The sequence below is a fragment of the Helicobacter bilis genome (genome assembly GCF_900198365.1).
Classification (GTDB): Bacteria; Campylobacterota; Campylobacteria; order Campylobacterales; family Helicobacteraceae; genus Helicobacter_A; species Helicobacter_A bilis_B.
This window is the reverse complement of the sequence record NZ_FZMS01000011.1, coordinates 1-10,598: the sequence shown is the minus strand read 5'-3', so window position 1 is coordinate 10,598 and position 10,598 is coordinate 1. Positions and strand designations below refer to the sequence as shown.

The following is a 10,598-nucleotide window of genomic DNA, read 5'->3' as shown; positions in this document are numbered from 1 at the left end:
CGACTTGACAATGAAAAAAATGTCGGTTAGAATTTTGGGTAGGAATAAAGAATCTCACAATCCCATTTTATTTGGATTTAAAATATTGTTTGGGTCAAATGCACTTTTAATACTTCTAAACAAATTCATTTCATCTTCATTAAAAGCAAGATTCATAAATGGCGCTTTTGCAAGTCCAATGCCATGCTCTCCGCTTAAAGTCCCCTCTAGCATAACTGCGATTTTAAAGATCTCTGTGATGGCTTCATGCCCTTTATCTAAATCTTTTAAGTCTTCAACCATGACATTTGTATGCACATTACCATCGCCTGTATGTCCAAAACATGGAATCTTAAAGCCATAACGCTTACTTACTTCACCTATTTTCTCTAGTAATTCTGGCAGTTTTGCACGAGGGACGGTGATGTCTTCATTTAGTTTTTTCTTACCATAAATACTAATACTTTGACTTGCATTCTTTCTCGCAAACCATAAATCCTGCCCTTCTTTAGAATCTTTTGCTACCTTAAATTCAATACAACCATTCTCTTTAAATCTAGATTCTATAAGTTTTAATTGATATTGTATCTCTTCTTCTAAGTTACCATCTACTTCTGTGATAAGGATAGCTCCCGCCTCAATAGGTAAGCCTTTGTTAAACTTACTCTCAACAGCACGGATTGTAAGATTGTCTAAAAACTCCATAGCAACGGGCGTAACTCCACTTGCCATTGTTTTATACACTGCATTCATCGCATTCTCTATTGTGTCAAAAATGCCCATTGCTGAACGCGTAATCTTTGGCTTTGCGATGAGTTTTAGTGTGATTTCACTAATGACTGCGAGTGTCCCCTCACTTGCGATAAGTATCCCTGCGACATTGTATCCTGCCACATCTTTAATCGTCTTCTTACCTGCACGGATAATATTACCATTTGGCAGCACTGCACGGATAGCCATAACATAGTCTTTTGTGATTCCATACTTTGCGGCACGCATACCACCTGCATTTTCACTCACATTACCACCTATTGTGCTTTGATTTTCACTTGCGGGGTCTGGTGGATAGAAAAGCCCATGAGATTCTACAAAGTTTTGTAAATCTTTATTAATCACTCCGGGCTGCACTCTCACTATAAGATTTTTTGTATCAAGCTCTAGAATCTTATTCATATGCTTTTCTAGGGCTAATACAATGCCACCATCTGCTGCAATACTCCCACCTGTAAAACCGCTACCAGCCCCCCTTGGCACAATAGGAATGAGATGAGTATTGCAATACTTTAAAATATCGCTAATATCCTTTTCATCTCTTGGGAAAAGCACCATATCTGGCTCTCTAGATTCACGCGTAGCATCATAGCTATATGCAAGTTTATGCAAGGAATCTATCTTTGCGTTTTCTTCACCTAAAAGTTGTTTGAAATAGTCTATATGAGTAGTATCTAATGCCATAATTTTCCTTTTTAAAGTTTTATAATATTGTAGTCTAAAAATTTATATTTTAAGCTTTCTTACTGAATAGAATCATACATGCCGACTGCATACTGATGCGCATCGCCACAAGATTCTATAAATGCGGCAATATCGCTGATTTCAATCTTTATGCTACCTTTTGTATTATTTGTGCGAATAATCCAAATAGCTGCATCTGGTATAAGATTTGGTCGCATGAGAATCTTTGTCTGTATTTTTTCTTTATTCCCAACCGCTTCATTTGCAACTATTCCTTTTGCATATAATCCACAAGTTTGCGGTTTGCCTGTGGATATATAGGTAAATTCAAGTTTAAAGTCTGTGAAGTCATTCAACGCACCCACAGATAGCTTTTCCCAACTTGTTTCATTTATAGTCTTAATATATTGCGTGTTAAATAGCCATGTTTCTTCATCTAAAGTGGTAGTTTTTGAATCTATTTTGGTATCATTACATGCTATAAAAGTAGCAAGACAAAAGAGTATAAAAAAATTACAGAGATAAAAACGCATAGTATCCTTTCTTGAATAAAAGGCTAGATTCTACCATAAAATGCGAGTTTAATACACATAAAGAAATATATATTTTAGAACAAAATTAAATAATGGATTAGTTAATAATGCAGTGTTATAATACAAGCCAATTTAATTTTAAGGAGAGATTATGGATCTTACAAAAATCAGTTATGGTAAAGTCCCAAATGAGATTAATGCGATTATTGAAATACCTTTTGGTTCAGACATTAAGTATGAGATAGATAAAGATTCTGGTGCGGTTGTAGTGGATAGAATCATGCGTTCAGCGGTGTATTACCCTGCAAACTATGGATTTGTGCCAAATACATTAGCAGATGATGATGATCCTATGGACATTTTGGTGTTAAATGAGTATCCCTTACAGGCTGGCTCTGTCATTAAATGCCGATTAATAGGTGTTTTAATCATGGAAGATGAAGGTGGTATGGACGAAAAGCTACTTGCTGTTGCCCTTGATAAAATCGATCCGACATATAGCGATGTGAAAAGCTATAAGGATCTACCAAAACTTACACTTGATAGAATCAAGAATTTTTTTGAGACATATAAAATGCTTGAGCCTGATAAATGGGTAAAAGTAAAAGACTTCCAAGAAGCAGATAAAGCTGCTGAACTCTTACAACAAGCTATCAAGAACTATAAAGGTTAATTCCAATCTTACCTTTGCAAACATTTCTTAGTTGTTTTTTGAATGTTATATTATTTGCAAGGTTTAACCCTTGCAACAAGCTTATGTGCTACTGCGCATGCTTTTGTATTACTATAATACATAGGATTATGTTATAACTATTTGCTGTTATAACATAATTCTGTATATTAACTCAATAAATTTGCTAGTTATAAATTTTAAAAAGGAAAGCTATGCCAAACAAAAAGATTCTAGTAACCGGTGGGGCGGGATATATCGGCTCTCACACAAATGCCCTGCTAAATACTCTAGGATTTCAAACCATTGTGCTAGATAATTTAGTCTATGGGCATAAGGAATCTTTACATTACACACCACTTCCTTTTTCTTATACGAGTCCATTTACTAAAAGCCCTACTACCTCATCGCAATATCTAGATTCTACACTAACAAACCACGCAAACAAAACCACAAATTCTAGCAATTGCTCTGTGGCTTTGGAGGCTTTAGCTAAATTAGAGGGTAGGAGTTATCTAAGCGATAATGACTATCCATCACAATTTAGCTAATCGTTCAAATTGTATAGGCAAGGGCGAATTTTTGTAGAATCTATATTCTAAAACACACAACACACAAGACTCTGTGCTAGATTTTCTTACACAATTAGAGCAAAATTTTAACGGGGGGGGGGGGGTAAATACACAAGATTCTATTCTCTATAACAACCTTAAATCTAACTTAAACTCCAACAATGATTTATCCCACCAACTTCACACCGCCCACAAAAACACCACTTTTATCCACGCTGATTTAAGCGATAAAGCCACTCTAGATTCTATCTTTAGCACATATCAAATACAAGCAGTTATGCACTTTGCTGCCTTTGCCTATGTGGGCGAGAGCGTCAAAGACCCTAGCAAGTATTATTACAACAATGTCGCAAACTCGCTAAATCTCTTAGAATCTATGCGTAAAGCAAATGTCAAAAACATTATCTTTAGCTCCACTTGTGCCACTTATGGACACCCTTTGCATTTGCCTATCACAGAATCCCACCCGCAAAATCCCATAAACCCCTATGGCTACTCAAAGCTTGTGGTAGAAAATATGTTAAAAGACTTTAGCCACGCCTATGGGATAAACTATGTCATCTTGCGTTATTTTAACGCCGCTGGGGCAAGTATGCTTTTTAATATCGGCGAGTTTCATAGCCCTGAAACGCATTTAATCCCACTTCTTTTACAAACGGCACTAGGACAAAGAGAAGTTCTAAGCATTTATGGCGATGACTACCCTACAAAAGATGGCTCTTGCATAAGGGATTATATCCATATAGACGACTTAGCAAACGCACATATTCTAGCCCTAAAGTATCTCTTAAATGGTGGCAAAAGCGAAGCCTTTAATCTTGGCAATGGATCAGGCTTTTCTATCTTTGAATTATTAGAATGTGCTAGTAATCTTTGCAATAAAAAAATCCCCTACACCATAGAATCTAGACGAGAGGGCGACCCTGCCACACTCATTGGCGATAGCTCTAAGGCAAAGCAGATTCTAGGCTGGAAGGCGCATTTTACAGATATTGAGACAATCCTATCTTCAGCACTTGCTTGGCATAGCAACCCACGCTATTAAATAAGGGAAGTTAATGCAGTTAATAAAGTATGTTTGTGTTGCTTTTCTAGCCCTATTTGTCAATCTCATCTCAAGGCATTTTCTAAGCTTTTACATAAGCTTTTCAAGCAGTGTGATTATCGCCTATATCTTAGGGCATTTTGTGAATTTCACCTTGTCCGCAAGATATATCTTTTCTCGCAATATAAGCTTAAGACTAGCCTTTATCCGCTTTAGTATTGTGGCTCTTTTTGGGCTACTTATTGCCTTATTTGTGAGTGTGGGGACACTTTGGCTTTTATAGAGTTTTTATACAACTCTGCAGGATTTTATACAATCTTGCCCCTTTTTAGCCCCACACAAAAGCTTCCTACTTCATCAAAAACATTTAGAGTTTGTAGCTCACATTAGCGGTGTGAGCGTGGGCTTTATCTGCAACTATTTGGGACATAAATATTTTAGTTTTATTAAATTTACAAGAAAGGATAATAAGTGAGACAAAATAAAAAAGTCTTAATCATCGGTGCAGGACCGGCTGGGCTTAGTGCGGCTAGAGTGCTAGGTGAAAATGGCTTTAGCGTAGAGAATTTTGAGCTAGATTCACAGGTTGGTGGAATGAGTAAAAGCATAGAACTATTTTCACAGATTGTGGATATTGGACCTCATCGCTTCTTTAGCAAAGATACTCGCTTAAATGACTTTTGGCATTCTCACACAAATGGCGAGTATGAGAAAGTATCGCGTTTGACTAGAATCTTTTATAACCGCAAGTTTTTCTACTACCCTTTGCGTGGCTTTGACGCACTTTTTAAACTTGGGTTTATGGAATCTGCCCTCTGTGTTTTTAGCTATATCAGGGCAAAAATTAGCCCCTTCAAAGGCGATAGCTTTGAATCTTGGGTGGCAAATGCCTTTGGCTATCGCTTATATAGCATATTTTTTAAAAGCTACACAGAAAAGCTTTGGGGGATTAAGTGCAGTGAGCTAGATTCTGACTTTGCCGCACAACGCATTAAAGGGCTTAATCTCTATGAAGCGATAAAATCCGCATTCTTTGGCGGTGGGGGCAAAAAGCATAAGACTTTGGTTGATGAGTTTAGCTACCCCAAAAAGGGCTGTGGCGTGGTGTATGAAAATATGAAGCAAGAGATTCTAAAACGCGGCGGAGTGCTGCATTGTGGTGTGGAGGTGCTAGGCATTAAAACGCAGGGCAAAAAGGCGGTAGGTATTCACACAAACAAGGGCGAGTTTAGCGGGGATATTGTGATTTCTACCGCATCTTTTAGGGATATGGTGCTGTCGTTAGATGAGCTAGATTCTAGTGTGAAAGAAATGGCAGGGAGATTAAAATTTAGAAACACGATTTTAGTTTATGTAGAAGTAGGGGATTTGGCTTTACTAAAGAAACATCGGCTATCGCCGAACGCTTCGCTTGTTTTGGGTGAGCATTCACACGATTGCGAAAATTTGGGGGCAGTCATTACCTCTAAGGTAACTCCTACCCCCAAATCCCCGCAAAACGAGCAAAGCCCCACCGCAACTCCTAGAATCCTAGAAGAAGAGAAACAAGCTGGGCGTAAAAACGCCGATAACGATAGAAATAATGTTAGGATTGTTGATGAGAAATGTGGGTTGCAAGGAAAATCGCAAGGGAGTTACCTTAGCGGTAATGACCGCCGCGATTTTTCGCAGCTCCCGCATTTATCGCAACAAGCCGCATTATTTAAAGATAATTGGATTTATGTGCATAGCAAGGATACCCAAACCGGCAGAATCATCAATTTTGCTAATTGGACTAAAGACCTGCAATGCGGACAAGACTCAGCAATTTTATGCCTTGAGTATTGGGCAAATAATGATGAAGCCTTATGGAATCTAGATGATAATGCCCTAAGCGAGATAGCAAAAAGGGATTTGCTAGAATCTAAGCTTGTGGCAGATTCTAGCCTTATCAAAAATACAAGTGTGCTAAAAATCCACAAAAGCTACCCCGTGTATGAAAAGGGCTATAAAGATAACTTGCATAAAATCTACAAAGCCCTAGATAGCTTTAAAGACTTGTATTTCATCGGGTGAAATGGCAGCTTTAAGTATAACAATCAAGACCATAGCATTCTTATGGGGCTTCTGTGTGCGGATAAGATTTTGGGCAAGGAGTGTGATTTGTGGCACATCAATACAGATTATGACTATCAAGAGAGCGGCAAAGCATAGGGCATAGGATTCGGTCTTGGGCGATTGCGTTGGCTTTGGGGCTAAAAATGGCGATTGCTTCGTCTTAGCTTCGGTCATTACCGATTCAGGTAACTCCCTTGCTTCGCCTTGCAAAGCCCCATTTTTATCACCCAAATCCTGCCGCGAGTAGGTTTCCCTAAGAATCCTAGAAGAAGAAAATAACGAGAAAATCAGCTAACAAAGGAGCAAACAATGTTACACAATCTTTTTATACGATTTCTGCAGAGTGTGGATTCTATCACACGAAATAGGGTATATATGCTACTTGGGGGAGTTTTTGTCTTACTTGTTACAAGTAGCATTTTCTACACAAAAGCAAATAGATTTGCCGATGTGGAGAGTCATATCCCAGCGACAATTTTAGCCCTGCAATATGGCTATGATTTGGAGGGATATGGGGCTAAGCTTTGTGAGTGCTAAGGGCATAGAGGATACTTATGGCAATGGGACATCAAGAATCTTAAATGAGGGGATTGTCCCACATTCTTTTGGTCACTACAAATCGACCATAGGAGTGCAGGGCTTTTTCTATGCGTGGCTCTATCAAACCCTTAATCTCACAAGCTTTAAAGCTCTCTATTGGCTTAATGCCATTTTTAGTGCAATGGCGTTACTTGTATGCTCAATTTTGCTAGGCAAAATCTTTGGTAGAGCTTTTGGGATTATATTCTTTCTGTCTCTTTTTACAGATAACTGGATCGCAAAATTTGGTGGGAGTCTTTACTTTAGTCTTGCTTTTTGGATTCTCCCTGCGATTATTGCTTTTAGCTTATATAGAGTGGTAGCAACACAAAATAAACTCTCTAAAACCACACTCACTCTATTTTGCCTAGCCTATATGTTTGCCATAGCCCTGCGTGCAAGTATGAGTTATGAGTTTCTTACTAGTATTATTCTTTTTTCTCTTAGCCCATTTATTGTAAGCTTTATCTATGGGGTGCTTACAGACTCTCAAAGCCCTTTTCTTAGCCTTTCAGCAAAAAAGGCTTTCAAATATGGCTTAGGGCTTTTTATCCTTGCTTGTGTGGGGTTTTTGCTTACCTTTATAATTCATACTTATATCCGCGGTGGTGGGGATTTATGGGCTGGACTTATGGATATTTATCACAACGACTTTTTACGCAGAATGACAGGTGGTAATCCTAAGGACTTTCATCCGGGTTATGCCCCATCACTTACTGCAAATGCCTTTGAGGTTATAAAGATTTATCTCAGTAAGCCCTTTTTGCTTTTTTTACTTGGAGTGAGTATGCTGGTTTGTCTAGTGGAATCTAATAAAAGTTACAGAAACTTCTATATCGCCTTGCTTATATGCTTTGCCCTGCCTGCAATAAGCTGGTTTGTGCTTGGTAAATCTCATAGCTATATTCACACACATTTCTGCTTTGTGTTATGGTATTTAGGCTTTTGGGCGAGCATTATCTATATCCCAATGCATTACTTTTATCGCAAGAAAATAGCATAATCTTTTCTTATTGGTTGAATATTGATATTGCATGTAGTAGCTGCCAACCCATAGAGACTAATTAAAAGTAGCTAAACATTCAGCAAACCTTTTGAAAATAAACCACAAAACAAGTTCTTAATGCGTGTTTGTTTATATAACGCATTCTAAATTTTACATTAAATTACACATACACACTTTTTTATAGTAAAATACAAGTGAATATTCTATGTGAGGTGTTGTATGCCATTTGTTGTGATTATTATGGGAAGTAAAAGTGATTGGAAGGTTATGCAGGAGTGCATTGCTATTTTAAAAAAGTTTGAAATCCCTTTTGAAGTGCATATATCTTCAGCTCATAGGACACCAGAGAGAACAAGAGAGATTGTGCTGACTTCAGAGAAACGCGGGGCGGCGGTATTTATCGGGGCGGCGGGCATGGCAGCACACTTAGCAGGCGCTATTGCAGCACACACGCTAAAGCCTGTTATAGCAGTGCCACTTGCAGGTGGTGTGCTTGATGGTTTAGATGCACTTTTATCAAGCGTGCAAATGCCACAAGCAGTCCCTGTCGCTACTATGAGTGTAGGCAAGGCTGGGGCGATTAATGCTGCTTTTTTTACAGCACAGATTCTATCTCTTCTGCCACAATATCCAGATTTAGCACAGCTTCTTGTAAAAGAAAGAAAAGATCGTGCAAGTCAGCTAGAAAAAGATACACAAAGCATACAAAGTGAAATCTAAAAGCTTATAAAAAGGGAAAGTTATGGCAGAACAGGAGAAGTTGCAATTACAAGGCTTAAAGACAATACGAGAAATGCAAGAAAGCATTCAAAATGAGAGTATGCAAAATGGTAATACAACAAGCAATTCTCTCATAAAAGATAGTGAGCAAGACACACTTCGTGCGTATGTGAAAGAAACGCAAAAAATACTTGATGGCAGTATAGATACTGAAAATAACGCACCAAATTTATCCCATGCAAAGACCATTAAAGAGAGTATGCAAGACTATTTAGATGAAAGTGATACTACGAAACCGCAAAAAACAATACAAGATTCTAAACAAACAATAGCCCAAAGCACACTCAAAGATAACAAAGCCACCATAAATAGCCAAACTCAAGCTGCTACCCTGCAAGCAACAAAAATACTAGATTCTAACACGCCAGAAAAAGTAGAATCTCAAGGAAAATTAGATACTAAAGTAAAAACAGAAATTAAAGACGAAATAGAATCTAAACAAGAAAAATACCAGCAAATAGTAAAAGCAAATGCAAACACAAAGCAAGAGACTTGGCTACTTTTAGATGAGTTTTTAAAGCTATCAGGTTTGGAGAAAGAGAAAGTAGCAGAGTTAATAAAAGATAAGACAATTAAGAGTAAGCAAGAAAATGGCAGAATCTATGTCGAAGCAAGCACAGGCACATCAGCCCTCATAAAAAAAGTAGAAAATCGCTTGGTTTCACTTGATATGAATGGCAACGCACTAGACCCCGTGTTTGTAGAGAAGACTATTGCTACTATTTTAGGCTTGCATGATAAGGTATTAAGCTCTAAAGATGAGACGATAGCAGCTTTTAAAAGTGAAAATAGCTTTTTAAAAGAAGCACTTGTATCTATGCAAGAAATCTATGATGATGATAAAAAGACCATAGAGATTCTAAGACAGCAACTACAAAAGACACAAGAAGAAGTGGAGTTTGTGAAACGAAAATACAAACTCATGTGGGGTAAAGTGAGTAATAGCACGACATGATAAATTATGAAGCTGTCAATACTTAAACACTAAAGACTACAAATATTACAGAATCTTAAAAGAGATATCTTCCGCTCTAACTTGTATTAAAAAGCATAGTCTCAATATAGCTAAGAAGTTAGACTTGATTTATTTAATAAAGATTCTATAATGTAAGTTTAATACATAGAATACAGCGATTTTATAAGCCTTAAAAACACATAGAACTTTCATAGGTTATAAACAATATAACAATTTTAGAAATAAAACCCACAATACAAGATTCTATATCACACAAAAAATGGAATAAAATCGATAATAAAATACAAGTTTTTATGATTTTAAACACAATAGATACAAAAAAAGTTTGCTTACAAGCATATCCAAAAATTCAATAAGATTAAGTAACTACATAAAATCATAGAATTTTTTACTCTAGCAAAATTACAAATTAACTAAAGTTTGTAAAACATGCAATAAGATTGAAATCTCCATTCCATTAAAACAAATCCTAACATAAATCTATCTACAATAAGCCTTAAATACATAAGCTATAATTAACATAGAAAGCTAGATTCTATACTGTTTAGAATCTTATCTTGTTTTTTTTGTGTTTCTATTTGTATTCTTTCTTTTAAAGCCCTGTTTGTGTTTGCTTTTGTGTAAGAGTGTGCTAGATTGTATTCTTGTTAAGTATTAGATTCTATATCGTTTGGAATCTTGTCGTGCCGCCCTTTTCTCTTGTCATATTGAGCGTAGCGAAATATCTTTATTAGATTTTTATTTTAATTTGATTGTCTCTGTTATTTTGTGATAATAGCGATAAACAATCATGTTTTGTAGTGCTAGATTCTATATTGAATGTCATTGCGACCCCTACAAAGCAAATCATGGCAGTCCATTTTATCGTTTATGCTGCCATATTTTCCACGCCACACTTGAAAGCCA

At 37.0% G+C, this 10,598-nt stretch carries 11 protein-coding genes and 2 pseudogenes; 10 read left to right on the top strand and 3 right to left on the bottom strand.

Annotated elements, in window-relative coordinates:
• Positions 1-54 precede the first annotated feature (54 nt).
• Together C6H08_RS02355 and C6H08_RS02350 are read right to left on the bottom strand one after the other, a co-directional pair.
• Entirely contained in the window at positions 55-1,434 is a 1,380-nt protein-coding gene (locus C6H08_RS02355; protein WP_034564147.1) for an FAD-linked oxidase C-terminal domain-containing protein, read from the bottom strand.
• Positions 1,435-1,493: 59 nt separating this feature from the next.
• Positions 1,494-1,967, bottom strand: coding sequence for a hypothetical protein (locus C6H08_RS02350; RefSeq protein ID WP_034564149.1), 474 nt, complete (start codon positions 1,965-1,967; stop codon positions 1,494-1,496).
• Positions 1,968-2,118: 151 nt separating this feature from the next.
• Here C6H08_RS02350 and ppa point away from each other — a divergent pair, with 151 nt between their 5' ends.
• The 6 genes and pseudogenes from ppa to C6H08_RS02330 all read left to right on the top strand — a co-directional run bounded on the left by ppa (position 2,119) and on the right by C6H08_RS02330 (position 6,309).
• Positions 2,119-2,640, top strand: coding sequence for an inorganic diphosphatase (gene ppa / locus C6H08_RS02345; RefSeq protein WP_034564151.1), 522 nt, complete (start codon positions 2,119-2,121; stop codon positions 2,638-2,640).
• A 212-nt stretch (positions 2,641-2,852) separates the two neighbouring features.
• Positions 2,853-2,960, top strand: a pseudogene (locus tag C6H08_RS12510) (NAD-dependent epimerase/dehydratase family protein); the annotation flags it as partial.
• 93 nt (positions 2,961-3,053) lie between these two features.
• Positions 3,054-3,222: pseudogene (locus tag C6H08_RS12505) on the top strand (GtrA family protein); the annotation flags it as partial.
• A 39-nt stretch (positions 3,223-3,261) separates the two neighbouring features.
• A complete protein-coding gene (gene galE / locus C6H08_RS02340) occupies positions 3,262-4,254 on the top strand; it encodes a UDP-glucose 4-epimerase GalE (protein WP_233708449.1) in 993 nt (330 codons plus the stop codon).
• Positions 4,255-4,267: 13 nt separating this feature from the next.
• Positions 4,268-4,537, top strand: a complete 270-nt coding sequence (locus tag C6H08_RS11765) for a GtrA family protein (protein WP_233708448.1) — start codon at positions 4,268-4,270, stop codon at positions 4,535-4,537.
• A 188-nt stretch (positions 4,538-4,725) separates the two neighbouring features.
• Positions 4,726-6,309, top strand: a complete 1,584-nt coding sequence (locus C6H08_RS02330; RefSeq protein ID WP_233708447.1) for an FAD-dependent oxidoreductase — start codon at positions 4,726-4,728, stop codon at positions 6,307-6,309.
• Here the strand turns inward: C6H08_RS02330 and C6H08_RS12500 are convergent.
• Positions 6,274-6,582, bottom strand: coding sequence for a hypothetical protein (locus C6H08_RS12500; RefSeq protein WP_233708446.1), 309 nt, complete (start codon positions 6,580-6,582; stop codon positions 6,274-6,276). The genes C6H08_RS02330 and C6H08_RS12500 overlap by 36 nt on opposite strands.
• 78 nt (positions 6,583-6,660) lie before the next feature.
• Here C6H08_RS12500 and C6H08_RS02325 point away from each other — a divergent pair, with 78 nt between their 5' ends.
• The 4 genes from C6H08_RS02325 (at position 6,661) to C6H08_RS02310 (ending at position 9,671) form a co-directional block, all read left to right on the top strand.
• The gene (locus C6H08_RS02325) at positions 6,661-6,888 is read left to right on the top strand and encodes a hypothetical protein (protein ID WP_034565171.1); all 228 of its coding nucleotides are present in this window, start codon (positions 6,661-6,663) and stop codon (positions 6,886-6,888) included.
• Complete coding sequence (locus C6H08_RS02320; protein ID WP_034579353.1) at positions 6,863-7,933, top strand: hypothetical protein; 1,071 nt, start codon at positions 6,863-6,865, stop codon at positions 7,931-7,933. Before C6H08_RS02325 ends, C6H08_RS02320 begins: the two co-directional genes overlap by 26 nt.
• 222 nt (positions 7,934-8,155) lie before the next feature.
• Positions 8,156-8,656: a 5-(carboxyamino)imidazole ribonucleotide mutase gene (gene purE, locus C6H08_RS02315; RefSeq protein ID WP_004087966.1), complete on the top strand. Its 501-nt coding sequence runs from the start codon at positions 8,156-8,158 to the stop codon at positions 8,654-8,656.
• A gap of 391 nt (positions 8,657-9,047) precedes the next feature.
• Positions 9,048-9,671, top strand: coding sequence for a DUF3972 domain-containing protein (locus C6H08_RS02310; protein ID WP_104686084.1), 624 nt, complete (start codon positions 9,048-9,050; stop codon positions 9,669-9,671).
• Positions 9,672-10,598: the final 927 nt, after the last annotated feature.

Excerpts from the sequence above, each read along its gene's own strand:
- C6H08_RS02355 (WP_034564147.1), bottom strand. The coding sequence starts at position 1,434 with ATGGCATTAGATACTACTCATATAGACTATTTCAAACAACTTTTAGGT.
- C6H08_RS02325 (WP_034565171.1), top strand. The coding sequence starts at position 6,661 with ATGTTACACAATCTTTTTATACGATTTCTGCAGAGTGTGGATTCTATC.
- purE (WP_004087966.1), top strand. The coding sequence starts at position 8,156 with ATGCCATTTGTTGTGATTATTATGGGAAGTAAAAGTGATTGGAAGGTT.
- C6H08_RS02350 (WP_034564149.1), bottom strand. The coding sequence starts at position 1,967 with ATGCGTTTTTATCTCTGTAATTTTTTTATACTCTTTTGTCTTGCTACT.
- C6H08_RS11765 (WP_233708448.1), top strand. The coding sequence starts at position 4,268 with ATGCAGTTAATAAAGTATGTTTGTGTTGCTTTTCTAGCCCTATTTGTC.
- ppa (WP_034564151.1), top strand. The coding sequence starts at position 2,119 with ATGGATCTTACAAAAATCAGTTATGGTAAAGTCCCAAATGAGATTAAT.
- C6H08_RS02320 (WP_034579353.1), top strand. The coding sequence starts at position 6,863 with ATGGGGCTAAGCTTTGTGAGTGCTAAGGGCATAGAGGATACTTATGGC.